Source organism: Alteromonas naphthalenivorans (assembly GCF_000213655.1).
Taxonomy (GTDB): Bacteria; Pseudomonadota; Gammaproteobacteria; order Enterobacterales; family Alteromonadaceae; genus Alteromonas; species Alteromonas naphthalenivorans.
Map to the genome: position 1 here is coordinate 2,067,842 of NC_015554.1, position 19,035 is coordinate 2,086,876.

Sequence of the window (19,035 nt, forward strand, 5' to 3'; positions counted from 1 at the left end):
GCAGCAAGTAATAGGTAGGAAGTATAATGAAAGCACAAGTTTCATGGGATAAAGACCTCACTTTCACCGGTACTACCGACAGTGGGTATAAAACCGTCATGGACGGTAGTGGAAATGCGGTATCACCAATGGAGTCAGTATTATTAGCCGTTGGCGCTTGCTCCAGTATTGATGTGGTAGACATTCTTAAAAAAGGCCGCCACGAAATTGAAAGCTGTGAATGTGAACTAGAAGCTGATCGTGCTGATGACGCCCCTCGTGTATTTACAAAAATTCATGCCCACTACACAGTGGTAGCTAGCAGCGTGACCGAGAAGGCATTGGCACGTGCAGTACAACTTTCTACTGAAAAATACTGTTCGGTTATGTTGATGCTAACGGGCAACGTGGAGATCACCACCAGCTATACTTTAGTTGAATCCACACACAATTAGGCTAATACACCATCTATTAGTGTAAAGGGCTATCAGTGATTGATAGCCCTTTTTTATTTCCCTCAGAAAATCAAGCTAACCTTTTGATTATTAATAAATAAACATCCCCTTACATTTACTGGCATGGTTGCTGCTGTTAGCTGTTATTACTCTAATAATTAACGACAACAATCAGGTATTTGACCATGGACGCTTCGTTTAACTCGCTTCGCACACTGTCCCTTACTGGCGGCATACTCTCTTTATCTTTGTTACTAGGTGCGTGTACCGACGCCGATGCAATAAATCCAACGGAAGACATCGCTGAAGCGGTGATAGCCATACCGGTAGAAGCCGCTACGGTGACCAAGGGGTCAATTAGCTCCACGTATACCACTACCGCGATTTTGGAAGCAAGAGAAGAAGCATTTGTGGTAGCAAGGGCGTCCGGCATAATTGAACAGATAGTGGTAGAAGAAGGTGATTACGTTGAAAAAGGCCAAATTCTCGCGCAATTAGATAAACGCAGATATGAACTTAATCTTGCGAAGGCAAAGGCAGATTTAACTGGTCTTGAGCGTGAGTTAGATAAGGTAAACAAAGTGTATTCTAAGAACCTTATCAGCGTAGATACCTACGACAAACTGACCGCACAATATGAATCAGCCAAAGCGTCGGTTCATCTTGCTGAACTAGATTTAAAAGAAACCACCATTACTGCCCCTATTAGCGGTTTTATCGCTTCTCGAAACGCCAAAGTAGGTAACCTGACTGAATCTTTCCAGCGAGAGCGCATGTTCCATATTGTGCAACAGCAGAATTTACAAGGCGTGGTGTATTTGCCTGAAAACGAATTACAAAATGTAGCAGTAGGTCAACCCGCCACCCTTATTGTTGCTGCACTAGGCAATAAATCGTTAACGGCATCGGTAGAGCGAATTAGCCCTGTTATTGATGCGGCTACAGGCACATTTAAAGTTACCCTTGCGGTACCAAATGAAAAATACGTATTAAAAGCGGGTATGTTCACCGACGTAGCCCTTGAATATGCACTTCACAATAGCGCTACGCTACTTCCTCGACGTGCGCTTATCGCTATGGACAATCAACATAGCGTCTTTGTTGTTAAAGACAATATAGCCACAAAAGTCGACATTGTTACGGGCTTTGAACAAAACGGAATGATTGAAGTGTTAAGCGGCTTACAAGCTGAAGAAAAAGTGGTGACTGCTGGCCATCAAAACCTAAAAGACCAAGCCCCTGTAGATGTCGTTAACGGCTAAGCCCGCTATAAGAAGGATATACCATGCGTATTGTTGATATAGCGGTTAAACGCCCGGTTGCCGTGTCTATGTTTACTTTTGCTGTGCTGTTGTTTGGTATGGTCTCATTAGGTCGGTTATCGGTAAATTTACTGCCCGACCTCTCCTACCCCACGCTAACCATTAGGACCGATTACACAGGTGCAGCGCCAGGCGAAGTGGAACAACTTGTTTCTAAACCTATTGAAGAGGCTATTGGCGTAGTAAAAGGGGTAAGAAAAGTAACCTCTACTTCTCGTGCTGGCCAATCAGATGTAGTGATGGCGTTTAGATGGGGCACCGACATGGATTTCGCGAGCTTAGAAGTGCGCGAAAAACTTGATGTGCTTCAACTGCCTCTCGACATTGAAAAGCCTCGTCTGTTGCGCTTTAACCCGAGTTTAGATCCGGTGATCAAACTGGGGCTTACAGAAAACGTGGCCACCGGCCAACTGTCTACCGCCCAAATGAAAAGGCTACGGTTATACGGCGAGCAACAAGTGAAACGGGCTCTCGAATCTGTTGAGGGTGTGGCTGCTGTGCGTGTTGGCGGTGGCCTTGAAAACGAAGTACACATTCTTATCGACCAACGTAAAGCCAGTCAGTTATCTATCCCTATTACCCGTATTATTGACCGTATTAAAGCCGAAAATGTCAACGCCGCAGGTGGTCGTATTGAAGGCGATGCCCAAGCGTTCCTGGTGCGTACCCTGAATCAATTTGAAAACCTGACCGAAATTGAAAACCTTTTTATTGGCCGTTTCGAAGGTAGAAACATTCAATTAAAAGATGTGGCGACGGTAGAAAGTGCTTATAAAGATCGTAGTGTGGTAACCCGCTTTAATGGCAGTGAAGGGGTTGAAATTGCGATTTACAAAGAAGGTGATGCAAATGCAGTTGATGTAGCAAAGCAAATAGCCTCTCGTCTTAGTGAAGTTGAGAATGACATTCCTTCGAATTACACACTGACGCAAATATACGATCAGAGTGTGTTTATAAAGCAAGCCATCGATAATGTTAAGTCAGCGGCAATCATGGGCGGGTTACTTGCCATGTTGGTGCTGTACCTATTTCTTAAAGACTTCTGGACTACAGTCATCATTTCTGTGTCTATTCCTGTGTCGGTTATTGCCACCTTTAACCTGATGTATGCCAACGATATAAGCTTAAACATGATGAGTTTAGGGGGAATTGCACTGGCCGTAGGTTTGCTTGTCGATAACAGTATTGTGGTGTTAGAAAACATCGACCGCCACAAAAAGCGTAGGCAAGCTATGTTAGCAAACAATGCTGATGGTCATATCAGCCAAAGTACTCCTGTTTTGGCTGACGATCCGGCTGCATCAGGCACTAAGGAAGTATCAGGTGCCATTGTCGCTTCTACACTAACCACAATGGCCGTATTTGTGCCGCTTATTTTTGTAGAAGGTATAGCGGGCCAGCTATTTAAAGATCAAGCCCTTACTGTCAGTTTTGCACTCGCCGCTTCGTTAGTGGTAGCGCTCACTCTTATTCCCGCCATGGCGCGAAGAAAGCAAAAAACACAGCTTGCCCATGAAGATACTTTTTCATCCCCGGCAAAAGCGCGCCCCACTAGCTTGCTAGGGAAAATTGGCTATGCCGTAAAATGGCCTTTTGCAACGATACTTCGCTTTGTGTTCGTGTATTTGCCTGCCGCGTTAATTACCTTAGTGATTGGTGCATGGCATATTCTTGCAAAGGGCTTGTCGCTATTGTTTACGCCCTTAGTGTGGATATTTAATAAGGGCTTTAATGGCCTAGAGAAAATATATCACAGCGCCCTAATTGCTAGCTTGAAGGCCAGAACACTTGTGGTCATGATAGCCTTAGTTTCAGCCGGCGGTGCGCTGCTTCTTGTCCCTAAACTGGGTATGGAGCTGATTCCCACTATGTCGCAAGGTGAATTCTCGGTAGATATTACCCTACCAGCGGGTACCCCCTTAAGCACAACAGATGCAACGTTATCGAACTTATCGACAATCGCATCGGCAGATGCGAACGTAGCAAGAACATACGCTATGTCGGGTACGGGAAGTTTAATTAGTGCCGCGCCTAGTCAAGGTGGCGATCACTGGGGAAGACTCAACATCGTAATGGCTCCTAATGCCAGTTCCAGTTCGAGCGAAGGCAAAAATGCGAGTAGCAATATGGACAAGGTAAAGGCCGCTCTGCGCGATGCGCTTAACCGTTACCCCAATGTTCAAGCTACTTTTACTGAGCCAGAACTTTTTACTTTTGCCTCGCCTATTCAAGTTGAAGTCAGTGGTTATGATTTACGCCAACTTCAAACCTATAGCGATAAAATTGCCCACGAATTAAGTACACATAACAATTTCACCGATATCGCTACCAGTATTCGTGAAGGTAACCCAGAACTAAAAATTGAGTTTCATCATGCCAAGCTATCTCGTTTAGGCCTTGATGCTGCCACGGTATCGTCTTTAATTGCCGCTAAAATTGGTGGCCGCGTTGCAACACAATACAGCCTTGAAGATAGAAAAGTGGATGTATTGGTTAGAACCAAAGACAGTCAGCGCGACAACATCAATGATGTACGGGCCATTGTCGTAAACCCTGATTCATCACAACCTATTCCCCTTGGCGCCGTAGCCGATGTTTACATGAGTGTTGGGCCCAGTGAAATTACGCGTATTGGGCAACAACGGGTGGCATTAATTTCTGCCAATTTAGCAAAAGGGAAGCTAGATGAGGCCGTTGCATTGGTCAATATGGTGCTTAACGATACGCAGTTACCTTTGTCTATGGATGCCACAGTGACTGGGCAAAGTGAAGATATGCAAGATAGCTTCAGGTCGCTGCAATTTGCCTTAGCGCTGGCTATTTTTATGGTGTATTTGGTGATGGCGTCACAATTTGAATCACTTCTACATCCACTGCTTATACTGTTCGCTGTTCCCCTTGCTGGCGCGGGTTCTGTGTACGGACTATGGCTTACCAATACACCATTGAACGTAGTGGTATTCATTGGGCTTATTATGCTGTGCGGCATCGTGGTTAACAACGCTATTGTGCTTGTTGATCGCATTAACCAGTTACGTGCTAACGGCATGGAAAAAAACGCGGCCATCATCGATGCAGGAAAAACCCGTTTACGCCCCATTGTGATGACAACCCTGACAACGATTTTAGGCTTGATGCCCATGGCCTTTGGTTTAGGTGAAGGCGCTGAAATACGCACACCTATGGCCATTACGGTAATTTTCGGGTTGCTATTTTCTAGCTTACTAACCCTAATACTGCTACCCGTGCTTTACAGCCTCTTTGATAAAAAAGCATCAACCGTGGTAGAAAGAAACCAAGATTCAGAGGTTTCGGGAGGCACCTATGAAAACGCCTAACGATGAGCATAGCAATGGCGCTACGCAACCTAATAAGCCCACTGAAAATGCTATCAATGGTATTGGCGCTGCACTAGCTCGATTTGCGTTAAATCGCCCAGTGACTATAGGCATGGTGTTTATCTCCATGTTGTTGTTCGGCGCAGTGTCTGGAAAGTTATTACCACTGGAAAAATTCCCTGGCATTGATATCCCTGAAATGGTGGTTGAGGTGCCCTACCCTGATGCCACGCCAGTTGAAATTGAAACCATGATCACCCGCCCGGTGGAAGAAGCCATCGCCACCATGTCGGGTATTAAACGATTGCGAGCAAGGTCATATGAAAATAAAGCGGAAGTTATCGTTGAGTTTGATTGGGATGAAAACCTTAAGGCAAAGGGCGTAGAAGCCAGAGAAAAGATTGACGCTATTCGCCACCTGCTTCCTGCAGATGTAGAACGTGTCATGGTGTACAAATTTAACACCAATGATATGCCTATTTTTCAACTTCGCGTATCGAGCGATCGTGATCTATCCCTTGCGTATGACTTATTAGAGCGCAACTTAAAGCGCCCTATTGAGCGTGTTGCAGGTGTGTCTAAGGTAGAACTATATGGCACTCTCAAAAGGCAAATTACTATTCGGTTAGACCCGAAATTACTGACCGCCTATCAAGTGGATGTCACTGCCTTGGGTCAAAAGCTTCAAAACGCCAACTTTTCGTTAACCGCAGGCTACATGTATGACAATGGCGAAAAAATACTGGTTAATCCTGTTGGTGAATTCACCGACATGGCCGATTTCGAAAACATGTGGGTTTCACCCAATGTGCGTTTGTCAGACATTGCCACTATCAGCTTTGAATTGCCCGAGCAAAGCGAAGGCCGCCACCTAGATAGAACCTTTGCAGTAGGCTTCAATATATTCAGAGAGTCTGGCAGCAATTTAGTCGAAGTCTCGTCGGCAGTGATGGAAGTGATAGAGGAAGCCAAGTCTGACCCTGCATTTACGGGTATTAACCTGTTTGTTATGGATGATGTGGCAAAAAGCGTAACCTCGTCGCTGTCTGATTTGTTAAGTGCCGGACTGTTAGGCGCATTACTTTCTATCGTTGTGCTGTATTTATTTTTGCGCCAACTGACGACTACATTAATTGTGGTGCTTTCTGTTCCCTTCTCTATTTGCATCACCTTAGGGGTAATGTACTTATTGGGCTACACCCTAAATATTTTGTCCTTAATGGGGTTAATGTTAGCGGTAGGTATGTTGGTTGATAATGCGGTGGTTATTACCGAAAGTATCTTTCAAGAACGTCAACAAGATAACAATATCAGCCGCGCCACCCAGCGAGGAGTTAACAATGTTAGCTTAGCCGTTATTGCAGGAACCGCCACTACGGCCATTGTATTTTTGCCCAATATTGTAGGGGTAAAAATTGACGTCACCATATTTTTAGAGCACGTCGCCATCGCCATTTGTATCTCGCTTTTCGCCTCGTTATTTATTGCCAAAACCTTGATCCCTTTGCTTACTACAAAAATAGCAATTCCTGAAGCGAAAGAAGACAGCACACCTGGCTATATCACGGGATATGGTCGAATTCTGTCATGGGTAATGGCAAACCAAGGAAAAACATCACTTATAGCATTAAGTATTTTGCTTTCTACTGCTATTCCTATGCAGGTCGTCACCTCTGATGATGAAGGTAATGATAACCAAGAACGAATTTGGCTCAATTATCATGTTACTCAGAACTACACGCTTGATGAAGTAGAAAAAACGGTGGATAAAATGGAGGCGTTTTTATATGAAAACCAAGAACGTTTTCATATCAAGCAAGTTTATACCTACTTTACACCTGGTCATGCGGTGAGCGGTATAACGTTAAATGACGAGCTTCCAGTTAGTGTTGGGGCTATTAAAGAAGATATTCGGGAAAACATGCCTGCCTTCGTTAGAGCTCGCCCATCATTTCAATGGGACAGTGGCAATGGCGGCGGTGTGCGTATTACCTTGTTGGGCGAATCTTCAGATACCTTGCTAGAAATATCAGAACGCCTTATTCCTATACTCGCTAATATTGATGGGCTCACCGATGTAAAAGCCGATACTGGCTCTAAACGCGACGAACTTCAGATTCGAATTGATAGAGAAAAAGCGAACCGATTGGGCATTCAAGTGAGTGACGTAGCCCAGCTTGTGGCTACGGCATTAAGAGGCGCGAATTTACGCACATTTCGATATGGTGATGCAGGTGAAGTGAATGTTCAACTTCGCTATGGCAGCGATGTTCAAAAATCGTTGGATGCACTTAAGCATATCAACATTGGGTTTAATCAAGACAGGGCAATCACCCTTGCTATGGTGGCTGACTTCTCGATTGTGCAGCAACTTTCGCAAATTAATCGAAGCTACCGACAAACGGCGTTAGATATCGGCGCAAATTTGGAAGATGATGCCACTATAGAAGAAGCCAAAGAGCGTATTCAACAGGCACTAGCCCATATCGAACTGCCCACGGGTTACCAGTGGACACTAGATGGCAGCTTTTCACGCCAGGATGAGGCTAATGGGGTGATGCAAATGAATATGCTGCTCGCCTTGTGCATGATTTATGTGGTGATGGCGGCGCTGTTTGAATCACTCGTGCTGCCTACCTCGGTGATTACGTCGTTACTTTTTTCATTTACCGGCGTCTTTTGGGCCTTTATGGTAACGGGTACATCCATGTCGATAATGGGCATGATTGGCATGCTGATTCTCATGGGTATAGTGGTCAACAACGGGATTGTATTAGTCGATAGAATTAATCAACTGGTTAATGAGGGAATAACCCTATATGACGCCGTTGTGCTGGGCGCACAATCTCGCATTAGACCTATTCTAATGACAGTGGCAACAACCGTACTCGGTCTAGTACCGCTAGCAATGGGCGCAACAAGAATAGGTGGCGACGGACCGCCTTACTCGCCAATGGCCATTGCCATTATTGGTGGGCTAGTGTTCTCCACCATGACCAGTTTATTTTTGGTACCACTTGCTTATGTGTTGCTACTCAAGCTGCGTTTTAATACTCAGCGAATGATAGTCAACGGACAAGCTAGAATAGCTAAACTTATTAAAGTATGAATAGTGTAGTTACGATGACTAAGCCGTAAATAGTGTTAAGCATTACTTACGTAGCGGGTGTTTCTGCTGATAAAACATAACAGCGCAGTCACCCGCTAATTTAGTAAACGCACAATTAACTACGTGACGTTAGGTATTCGTGAACTGAGTTGGCATCACGCTCAACAGAGAACTTGATTAAGTTAACACCATTACATGTTAAACCGTCTTCTGCAGTTACCATGCGTAATACTTCACGTTGGCTAGCACCAATGCGACCTACGTTACGGGCAAGGCTTGAACGCAATACTTTAATATCATCAAGTACTACCGCTTTACAGAAACCAGAAAATTGTGTTTCGCCTACAAAACGTACGTCTTTTCCTGGGGCAGCGTTCGCATTAACAGCAAAAGCTAGTGCAGCAGTAGCAGCTAAAGTTTTAAGCAATTTCATCATTAGATCCTCAAAGGTTTTGGCAAACTCGTAAAAGCAGTACAAGGAAGGTATTCCCTGAGTGCCCTTTATTTATGACCTAAAATGGAAATAATTGCTGTTTAAAGATTGTATAAGGTGAGTAAACTAACGGTAAATCAGAATGTTACTAAGTCTTTAACAAACTATACGTCTGATTTATATGGGTTTATTAGTTTTAGTTATAACAGTTCGTTATAGGTGGGGATCTTTTACTATTAAAAAGGTCTAATACTTTTGTCTATCCTTGTACAAATAAAAGTCTTTTGTATGAAATTTTCACAAAAAAAGGCGGGCAAACTGAATATAAAGTCGTAAGCCCGCCTCATTTTGTCGTAATAAAACTACATTTTAATCATATTTCCTTACGCGTTTAGTCGAAATAGCGTCGATGTATGCATGCCATGACGCATAACCAATTAGCGGCATTAATATGATGAAGCCAACAAATCCTGTAACGAAGCCGATGGCTACCGCCGTAAATATAATGGCGCCCCATATAAGCATGGGAACTTTATTGACCCATACTGCATTTACACTAGTAAGTAACGCGGTGGCCAAATCGACCTTACGTTCCATTAATATAGGTTGAGTAAATGCGGTAATAAATAACATCGCTAACGTGAAGCCTGCACCTACAATTGAGCCCAATACTAAAAATGGCATTAAACTCTCTAGCGTAGTTTCAATGTTCGATGGATACAGTGCATGAATAAGTGATGCTACACGCAGCCAAAATATCATCATCACCATTAGCAATATTCCAAACCCCCATTCATTTACTGCATTTCTTCGCATTGCCCGCAATGAATGCATAAAGGTAGGCTTGTGTCCTTTCTCGAGCTCCCAGCTGATATCATAAAGGCCTGCAGCTAAGAAGGGACCAATCAACATAAAGCACACAATGGCAGGCATGATGACTAAATGCCAACCTGTCATCTCTACCAAGTACATTATGAACCACGGGATTACGGCAAACATAACGCCATACACCGCGGTTAAAATAGGTGTACGCATTGCGTCACGTAAACCAAGTGAAAGCCATTTTATAGGATCGCCTATATCGAGTTCCTTACAAGGAATTACCCTTGCAATACCGCTTTGTGTTATCGCATTTTCTGGGGTTTCTTTAAAATGGTGCGACATAATGAGAATTACCTCTGCTATTACACGTAAAAGGTGTTGGCGCGCCCATACTAATGCGCCGTACTTATACGATAGGCCGATTCACGCAATTTTACAATTAATTAACAAGATTTTAGCCTTTTAGATGATTTTTTATTTCTAATTAGCTGTTAATTGGTAAGTTTACTCTATGAAGTTTTTTTTAATATTGTGTTTAACAATCAATTTTTAAGTGTTTTCGGCCAGTTTTATGATGCAAACTTCAATTGGCCGTGCACTTTTTAACCAAATCGAAATATTTTTCACGTTTAGCGCTAAATTAGACTTCGCAAGGGTATGTGGTTTACGTTAACCTCAAGGTCTGTAAATTAACCAGAAAGACCATGAAAACTGTATCTCGCTCACACAAATTAGATAACGTTTGTTATGACATTCGCGGCCCCATTGCGGCGCAAGCTAAAAAGATGGAAGATGAAGGCCACCGTATTTTAAAACTAAATATTGGTAACCCTGCCCCATTTGGCTTTGAAGCCCCCGACGATATTCTTAAAGACGTTATTCATAACCTGCCAACTTCTCAAGGATATTCAGATTCAACGGGAATTTACGCAGCACGTGTGGCCGTTATGCAATATTACCAACAGCGCAATATTCAGCATATTCGTGTAGACGATGTTTACATTGGTAACGGCGTTAGCGAATTAATAATGATGGCTATGCAGGCGCTACTTAATCATGGCGACGAAGTACTGATCCCAAGCCCAGATTATCCATTGTGGACAGCGGCAGTAAGCTTATCTTCTGGCTCTCCAGTACATTATAGATGTGATGAACAAGCGGGTTGGTTCCCTGACTTAGACGACATAAAAAGCAAAATTACCAGCAAAACACGGGCTATTGTACTAATTAACCCGAACAACCCTACTGGCGCAGTGTACGACAAAGCCTTGTTGCAAGATGTCGTCGATTTAGCAAGAGAACATGGCTTGGTTGTTTTCAGTGATGAAATCTACGATAAAATTTTATACGACGATGCCGAGCACACCTGTATTGCCTCTCTTGCTGACGATGTATTTTTCGTAACGTTCGGCGGATTGTCGAAAAACTATCGTGTTGCAGGGTTTCGCTCTGGTTGGTTAGTGGTAAGTGGCAACAAACGTTTAGCAAGAGATTACATTGAAGGCTTAAATATTCTGTCGTCTATGCGGATGTGTGCAAACGTTCCCTGCCAAAGTGCAATTCAGACTGCGTTAGGGGGCTATCAGAGCATAAACGATTTAGTGAAAGACACGGGTCGCCTTCGCATTCAGCGGGATGTGGCGGTAGACATGCTAAACAGTATTGACGGTATACACTGCGTTAAGCCTAAAGGTGCTATGTATTGCTTCGCTCGCGTTGATGAGAAAAAATTCAACATAAACAATGACGAGCAAATGATTTTAGATTTGCTTCGAGCAGAGAAAATATTACTTGTACATGGTAAGGCATTTAATCTTACTGATGGTGTATATTTCAGATTAGTGTTTTTGCCTCACAGTGATGTACTCGTTCCCGCACTTCACCGTATCGGTAATTTCTTTCAGCACTATCAGCAAGGCGCTTAGCCGTTCGCGGGGCGCTTACCAATAGCGGCCCTGCTCTTTTGTTTCCCTTTCGACTAGGAACCATTTAATGAAAGAAAAAAGCACATTTTTGGCATGGATCACCAGGATGCCACTGTTAGAACGATGGGCATTGATGCACTGTTTTCAACAGGAGAATGTATCAGAGCATTGTCACCAAGTCGCTGTAATAGCGCATCTACTGACTGTTATAAAAAACAAACGCTTTAACGGAAATCTCAACCCTGAAAGAGCGGCAACCTTGGCCCTATATCACGAAGTATCGGAAACTAAACTCCAAGATATCAATACCAACACAAAGTATCATAACCCCGAGTTTACTAAGGCATTCAAGACACTTGAAAATATTGCTGAGAAAGAGTGCTTAGCGACGCTACCTGAAGATCTTCGAGATGAAATGGAGTCGTTGATTGTGCAATCTAAGGTCGACCCTGAGTACAAGGCTATCGTAAAAGCTGCTGACCTACTTCAGGCTTATGTTAAAACAAAAAATGAGCTTCGTTTCAATAACGATGAATTTTGTCATGTAGAAGAGCACCTTACAGCCAAATTACAAGCACTAGAATCTAGCATGCCAGAAGTGAAATGCTTCATGGATATATTCCTAGATAGTTGCACCACTACGTTAGACAAATTGTCAGAAACTTAGACGCCCGATTTCCTTAGCCCTTTATCCCCTAAACCTCTTAGCACGTTAGGCATACTTACTATTACAGTATGCCATCTAAAATATGGCCTTATCCCAAAGGCCATAACGATTATGTATATTCCCCTTTGGTAAACTTAACCCAATGAGTAAAGCACCAGAAAAGATACTAGATGCAATAGCCATAGCGCCTACACTATAAATAAACGGGGTAACAAACAACGCACCTCCCAACGGAATAAGCACATATCTAAACGCTCTCCCTGTTTCTGCCAACGCTGTGACAACCACCGTTATTACCAATGCACCAATAAGATGGTCTGCGTTGGCCATGCCTCCCTCTGCCCCCAAGGTCATTCGAGTAAACATTAGCCATATACCAATAGGTACGCATAAAACCAAACCTATTGGAAATGTCACACCGCCACCTACCAAGTCTTTTATTATGGTGCCTACGGTGCGCTCGAACTCAGAACGTTCAATCTTTTCGGCTGTACCTTCATCGGTATCACCGGTAAACAATATTCGCAGAAAAGGACGACCTTGCTTTTTGCGACGATACAAAAACGCTGATGTTGCCACTAGTTCATCTAATGAATAAGGGATTTGAATTAGCATGGCCGCCGCTGCAATCAAACAAAGCGTACACCATGTACCTAATAAGATTGGTTGAATGATAATGAAGAGTATAGAAATAGCGCCTAAGGGAACTATCATGATCCCAAAGAGCATAACTAGCCACGGCATAGTCCGCCAACGGCGGGTAGAGCCCATTATTCCTGTTAGAATTTCGAGTGCGTAAGTCATTGCCCCAAGACCTGCATCTGGAACCGGCCACGCTTCTGAAAATGAGGATGTGATAATTTCCTCGGTACCATTTTGCGGGTCTGAAGCAACCCCAGTAAAGAATGGGTCCCAAACTGCATCAATGTGACCGAGTTGGTACGCACATAAATACCGCGATATAAGGAACCCAACAAAGGCTAAGGCTATAACTGGCATCCGCTGTAACCATCCTGATGGATTAAAATCCCAACCCGGCGGTACATTTGGACCCGTTTCCGCAGCCACGTTAGCCACTCCTGGTGTAGGTCTAGTGCATACAGCGAAACCAATTATCAACATACCGACCAAAGTGTCATTCAAATACCCTGCGGCACTTGGTGCCCAAAATATCAAAGGAGCACACAACAGCCAAAACCCGACTAAGCCAGCGCCCCATCGTGCCCACCCCATCCTCCATGACAGCGACATGCATGAGAAAAACATTAACGCAAATGCGCTTATATAATTGCTGACACTCATGGCTTGCGATACATAGCCCAAGATGGATGGCGCACTCAGCAACCAAAACGCGAGTCCTATATTAAGAAAATGTGCCCATAAAAAGTTTTGATGTTGGTCACGGTAACGTTTCTCATTCTGCTCTCGTACTGTGTGAGAATTTTTATCTTTTTCGCTACTTGTTTGTATCCAGTCAGGGCGAGTAATACCGTTCTTTTTATACCAAGCGGAGGGATCGGCTTTCAAATGACTCGTTAAACTCTGTAATTTATCGAAGATTTTATGTTTAGGCTGCCAATTTAATTGCGTTTTCGCACGGGAAATATCGAGATGATAATGTTGCGATGCAAGATCAATCATAAAAGGCTTAATGAACGGCTTTTCCCCATGATCGATTGCATCCGGGACAACTGGCTCAGTTTTCACCTGCATCCAAGCACCTGCTTTCGCGAACATGTCTGGCACATTGACAGTATTCCACTGTGTCTCACCGAATAATAAGTTACCAATTCTGTTTTGTAATGCCTGGTAGCTCATGACTTCTTCTTCGCCCGCCAAAACAACATGCGCTTTTGGCAGTGACTCTCGTCTTTCAATGACTTTTTCAAACACGTTTATCATGTCTTCTTGATGTATAAACGACTGACCAGCCATAAGGTCGCCAGCATACACATGGCTTTTCATATCCCGTTCATACACTCTCGCAATTTGATGAGACAAGGTAGGCACCGCGGTTTCATCATCGTATAACCCAGCTAGACGTAATATTGTGTAGGGTATTTTATTGTCATTTTTTATGATTACGTTTTCGGTACAGGCTTTCGATTTGGGATATTCCCATGCGGGCTCAACAGCTGTATCTTCATCGACTTTTTGACCTGGCACCCCCGCTTTGTGTACCAACATGGTGGAGGAATAAACAAAGCGTTTAACTTCAAAGTTGGCGAGACCATTTAAAAGGCGCTTAGTCCCTTCAACATTTACCTCTTCATATAACGGGTCAGGCTTACCTGTAAAATCAAAATACGCTGCCAAATGCACCACTGCCGCAATTTGTTTTCCGTGATATTCGCGAATTTTATGCAAGGCCAACTCGATTGATTCATCTGAGGTTAAATCGCATATGTAGCTCTCATCTGCGCTCTCACATTCATCGCGGTCCAATCCAATTGTGGTGTAGTTAGTACTTAGTTGCTGACAAAGGTGAGTGCCTATATTTCCAGAGGACCCCGTTATTAAAACGAGTGGCTTACCAGTATCTTGAGAATCGGTTTCATTATTCATAGAGAGGTCCGTTGAGTGATCCATTTAGATGCCCTTTGAGCAATTCACGTAACATGACAAGATAAAAATATCTTTTCGTGCAGTTAGTTTGCCACTTGTCCAGCACCTGTTTGGCGATACCGCCGTTCATCGCTGTGCATCAATAATTCAGGACTCATCGGACCTATTCTGGCTCATTCAGATTTTATGATTATTGCCGCCCTGTTCGCGTGTATGCGCAATATTTTCGCCCTCCGGTAATTTTTTACATGCATTAGTCAAAGAGGCATTGTGACTTATGCATAAAATCTTTTTAAACGTTTGATTCGGCTCGGATATCGGGTTCAAACCTTAAATAACCACTCCGCCGTCGCCATTTTTCTGCAATCTACAATGTAGATGCTGGTTGACCAGAGTGAATAAGCTGGGACGTTCTGGCTAGGATCATGCAACGAGCAAAATGTGCAAGAATCTCTTTAGGCGAACACACTTTATTTCAAGATTTGAAATCAAGCCTTACAAGTGGTGATAACCGTGCTGAGGTGTTATCAGCGCGCTATAAGTCTTCAATTAAGATGGGGGTCGAGGCGAAAAGCAAAGAGTTGGCTACGTGTAATTATTACAAACCGTCTAAGTAATATTTACTCCGCTTTTTTTGTAAATGCTTCAAATAATAAGTACCTAGGTGATCTGAAGTCAGGATAGAACAATAAAATGGAGATAGGTTATAAAAGATGCACTTTTGGTCCAAAGTTAGTCGTAGCGCCATCTATGTAGGCATGTTGTTGCTATCAAATATACCTTTGCTGTATGCGCAAAGCCAATCTGCTATTGAACCTGCCAGTGCCCAAGCACGAGGGATCAGCTACATCTGGTGGAGTATGTTTTGGGTTGCGGTAGCGGTTTTTATTGCCGTTATGCTTATATTAGCTTGGGGCCTGTGGCGTGGAAAAGCTGACAAACCTACTCATCTTAGTTACCTCGCCAGCCGTAATTTGGTCATCGTAGCTGGCGTAGCGGTACCTTTGATAACCGTTATATGCTTAGTGGGCGGTAGCTTATTTTTAGGCCGTACATTATCGGAAAAACCACCAGCGGACGCACTCGAAATACGTATCACCGGATGGATGTGGTGGTGGCAAATTGAATACCTTGATGAAAACTCAAACACTATTGCGACCACTGCGAACGAATTGCATGTCCCCGTCAACAAGCCCATTCAACTTTACCTAGAAAGTGGTGATGTTATCCATAGTTTCTGGGTGCCCCAATTACACGGCAAAACCGACCTTATTCCTGGGCGCACAAACTCAAGTTGGTTTGAGGTTGATGTTTCAGGCACCTTCCGCGGGCAATGTGCTGAATTCTGTGGATTACAACATGCTCTTATGGGTTTTTTGGTGGTCTCTGAGCCTCAAGCTGAATTTGATGCCTGGTTGGCAAATCAGCAAACCCCATCAAGTGCACCATCTACTAGTGAAACTACAGCGGGTCAACGGGTCTTCTTTGAAGCAGGTTGCCAGCATTGTCATACTATTAAAGGCACAGACGCAACGGGCACTGCAGGCCCCGATTTAACCCATCTAGCGTCTCGACAATCAATCGCTTCAGTTACTAGGCAAAACAGTAGAGCACATTTGGGTGGATGGGTCGCTGATCCTAATGGAATCAAGCCTGGCGCAAAAATGCCTATGTCTCAATTGGAGCCTGAGGAACTATCCAACCTACTGGATTACTTACAGAGCCTGAATTAATCACACTGAACGACAGCAAAGAGTGCGTTAAACCGCGGTTAAAAACACTTGATAAAAAGGGATTGAGCTTGAAAAATCAACCACAAACTGAACAAGCTATTTTCGATGACCAAGACGGTTCTGAACCTATTTTAGATAAAACGTGGCTGTCACCTCCTGGTTTCTTTGGCTGGTTCACCCATGTAAACCAACGTCAAATTGGCTTTCGCTTTGTTGTCACATCTCTCATTTTCTTCGCCTTAGGCGGGCTTCTCGCGCTAATGATGCGATTACAGTTGGTACAGCCAGAAAACACCTTAATGGGGGCTGAGTTTTACCATCAAATAATGACTATGCATGGCACCACCATGATGTTCTTCTTTGCGGTGCCGGCCATGGAAGGGCTGGGTATCTACTTAGTGCCCTTAATGCTTGGTACTAGAGACATGTCGTTTCCCCGGCTTAATGCATTTGGTTATTACGTTTATTTGATCGCTGGTATCACATTGTATTTGGCGCTCTTTCTGGGAATGGCACCCAATACGGGCTGGTTTAGTTACGTCCCTTTAGCGGGCATTGAGTATTCCCCAGGGCGAGGGGTGAGTTTCTGGACGACCATGATCACCTTTATCGAGATATCAGCGCTTACAGCGGCAGTTGAGTTAATTGTTACCATTTTAAAACAACGAGCGCCGGGAATGACGTTAAATCGAATGCCAATTTTCGTTTGGTCCATACTGGTTATGTCGTTCATGATTGTATTCGCTATGCCCACCGTAATGGTAGGTAGCGTATTACTGGCACTAGACCGCACATTTTCTACTCAGTTTTTTGTGGCTACGGGTGGCGGCGACCCACTGTTATGGCAACACTTATTCTGGTTTTTTGGCCACCCCGAAGTTTACATTATTGTAGTACCGGCGCTCGGTATTGTATCCACTGTCATTTCAACATTCTGTCAGCGAGAAGTGTTTGGTTATACCGCGGTTGTGCTATCGATGGTTACCATAGGTTTCGTGTCTTTTGGATTGTGGGTACACCACATGTTTACCACAGGTTTACCTCACTTAGGGCTAAGCTTTTTCACCGCAGCAAGCGCTATGATAGCGATCCCCAGCGGGGTGCAGATTTTCTGTTGGATTGCCACGCTATGGGGTTCAAAAATTCAATTTAAAACGCCCATGCTATTTATTATGGGCTTTTTTGCTGTGTTTGTTATTGGCGGTTTAACTGGGGTAATGGCCGCCTCAATTCCATTTGATATGCAAGCTCACGATAGCTATTTCGTAGTTGCTCACCTCCACTATGTTCTTATCGGTGGAGCAGTATTGCCGTTTTTTGCAGGTTTATATTACTGGTACCCTAAAATGACAGGTTCGATGCTAAATGAGCGCTTAGGACGCTGGAGTTTTTGGCTTATATTTATAGGGTTAAATCTAACCTTTTTTCCAATGCATCAACTAGGGCTTGATGGCATGCCTAGGCGGGTTTATACCTACTTACACAACATGGGCTGGGGAGAAGTTAACTTTTTCGTAACCTGTGCCGCGTTTTTAATGGCGTTCGGTTTTTTACTCACCTTTATCAATACGCTTATCAGCCCCTATCAATCTCGCGCTGCTAGCAGTAACCCCTGGAATGCAGATACCCTTGAATGGTGGGCTCAATCGCCCCCGCAAAATTACAATTTCAGGCATCTTCCTGTTATTAGCAGTCGCACACCACTTTGGCAAAAAGTGCCTTTGCAAAAAGTAACCGGGATCCGTGCTGATCGCCGCGAAATAATCATCACAACTTTGCTAGACGCAAAACCCCAGGGGGTGTGTATTATGCCCTCACCTACTTACTGGCCATTTGTTCTGGCATTAACCGTTGGGTTTGGTTTTCTAGGGTTTATGTTTAAGCCTATTTTATTTGTGGTTGGTTTCTTTCTAAGCTTTTTCGCTATTGTGGGGTGGTTGTGGCCTACAAGACCTTGGCTAGAAGAAAAAGAGCCTAAAGACGGTCATCCTGTCAGAGGTTTACAGTCATGAGCGAACAAATGAATAGCATGAGCGAACAAATGAATAGCATGAGCGAACAAATGAATAGCATGAGCGAACAAATGAATAGTGAGCGCCCAGATAATAACTCAGATGTGGACGTATCCAACTTTTCACGGCATTTAAATGGTCATAATGCACCTATCTGGTGGGGAATTATCGGCCTAATATTAATTGAGCTTAGCGTGGTCTCAGCGTTTACCGTTACCTATCTGTATTTATATATGCAGCACCCTCAGTGGCCCCCTAATGATATTCCTGCGCCACCTTTGCTTATTCCGACCTGGTCGATGATTTTAATGTTGCTAAGTTGCGTAACTATGTATCTAGCGGGTAAAGCTGTTGAAAAAAATCAGGCTAAGCACTTTGTTGTCTATACCTTCGCGTCGGTGGTCATGGCTTGTTCGGTGTTGTGGATACGGTGGTTGCAATTTGGCAACTTTGAAATGCGCTGGGATCAACACGTCTATGGATCTTTGCTGTGGACCATTTCGGGTTTTCACTTTATTCATATTGTTTCTGCTGCCATCGGCCTTTTTGGTATGGCCGGCTTTTATACCAGACAACGCCAGATTGGCGTAGTAGTCGATACTATGTATTGGAACTTTGTCGCCTTTGCATGGCTTCCTTTTTACTTAGTACTGTATTTCTTTCCTAGGTTATAAA

At 43.8% G+C, this 19,035-nt stretch carries 12 protein-coding genes; 9 read left to right on the forward strand and 3 right to left on the reverse strand.

Translation table 11 applies throughout. From position 1 onward, the window contains the following. Positions 1-26 precede the first annotated feature (26 nt). The 4 genes from AMBT_RS09010 to AMBT_RS09025 all read left to right on the forward strand — a co-directional run bounded on the left by AMBT_RS09010 (position 27) and on the right by AMBT_RS09025 (position 8,203). Positions 27-434 carry an OsmC family protein gene (locus tag AMBT_RS09010; RefSeq protein ID WP_013784307.1) on the forward strand — a complete coding sequence of 136 codons (408 nt, stop codon included), beginning with the start codon at positions 27-29 and terminating at the stop codon, positions 432-434. Between the two features lie 185 nt (positions 435-619). Beyond that, positions 620-1,696, forward strand: a complete 1,077-nt coding sequence (locus AMBT_RS09015) for an efflux RND transporter periplasmic adaptor subunit (RefSeq protein WP_013784308.1) — start codon at positions 620-622, stop codon at positions 1,694-1,696. Between the two features lie 23 nt (positions 1,697-1,719). Then, on the forward strand, positions 1,720-5,094 hold the full coding sequence (locus AMBT_RS09020) for an efflux RND transporter permease subunit (protein ID WP_013784309.1): 3,375 nt from the start codon (positions 1,720-1,722) through the stop codon (positions 5,092-5,094). After that, on the forward strand, positions 5,081-8,203 hold the full coding sequence (locus AMBT_RS09025) for an efflux RND transporter permease subunit (RefSeq protein ID WP_013784310.1): 3,123 nt from the start codon (positions 5,081-5,083) through the stop codon (positions 8,201-8,203). Before AMBT_RS09020 ends, AMBT_RS09025 begins: the two co-directional genes overlap by 14 nt. Positions 8,204-8,318: 115 nt before the next feature. Here the strand turns inward: AMBT_RS09025 and AMBT_RS09030 are convergent, their stop codons facing one another. Then, positions 8,319-8,636 carry a DUF3718 domain-containing protein gene (locus AMBT_RS09030; RefSeq protein ID WP_013784311.1) on the reverse strand — a complete coding sequence of 106 codons (318 nt, stop codon included), beginning with the start codon at positions 8,634-8,636 and terminating at the stop codon, positions 8,319-8,321. A gap of 369 nt (positions 8,637-9,005) precedes the next feature. After that, entirely contained in the window at positions 9,006-9,800 is a 795-nt protein-coding gene (locus AMBT_RS09035) for a DUF2189 domain-containing protein (RefSeq protein WP_013784312.1), read from the reverse strand. 362 nt (positions 9,801-10,162) lie between these two features. Here AMBT_RS09035 and AMBT_RS09040 point away from each other — a divergent pair, with 362 nt between their 5' ends. Both AMBT_RS09040 and yfbR read left to right on the forward strand, forming a co-directional pair. Beyond that, a complete protein-coding gene (locus tag AMBT_RS09040) occupies positions 10,163-11,383 on the forward strand; it encodes a pyridoxal phosphate-dependent aminotransferase (protein ID WP_013784313.1) in 1,221 nt (406 codons plus the stop codon). A 67-nt stretch (positions 11,384-11,450) separates the two neighbouring features. Then, positions 11,451-12,050: a 5'-deoxynucleotidase gene (gene yfbR / locus AMBT_RS09045; protein WP_013784314.1), complete on the forward strand. Its 600-nt coding sequence runs from the start codon at positions 11,451-11,453 to the stop codon at positions 12,048-12,050. A gap of 75 nt (positions 12,051-12,125) precedes the next feature. Here the strand turns inward: yfbR and AMBT_RS09050 are convergent, their stop codons facing one another. Next, positions 12,126-14,615, reverse strand: coding sequence for a vitamin K epoxide reductase family protein (locus AMBT_RS09050; protein WP_041452890.1), 2,490 nt, complete (start codon positions 14,613-14,615; stop codon positions 12,126-12,128). Positions 14,616-15,328: 713 nt separating this feature from the next. On the opposite strand from AMBT_RS09050, the gene coxB reads away from it, so the two are divergent. The 3 genes from coxB to AMBT_RS09070 all read left to right on the forward strand — a co-directional run bounded on the left by coxB (position 15,329) and on the right by AMBT_RS09070 (position 19,034). Further along, entirely contained in the window at positions 15,329-16,348 is a 1,020-nt protein-coding gene (coxB, locus tag AMBT_RS09060; protein ID WP_013784317.1) for a cytochrome c oxidase subunit II, read from the forward strand. Between the two features lie 68 nt (positions 16,349-16,416). After that, positions 16,417-18,360: a cytochrome c oxidase subunit I gene (gene ctaD, locus AMBT_RS09065; protein WP_013784318.1), complete on the forward strand. Its 1,944-nt coding sequence runs from the start codon at positions 16,417-16,419 to the stop codon at positions 18,358-18,360. Continuing rightward, positions 18,357-19,034, forward strand: coding sequence for a cytochrome c oxidase subunit 3 (locus AMBT_RS09070; RefSeq protein ID WP_013784319.1), 678 nt, complete (start codon positions 18,357-18,359; stop codon positions 19,032-19,034). The genes ctaD and AMBT_RS09070 overlap by 4 nt, the downstream gene beginning before the upstream one ends. The last annotated feature ends 1 nt before the right edge of the window (position 19,035 follow it).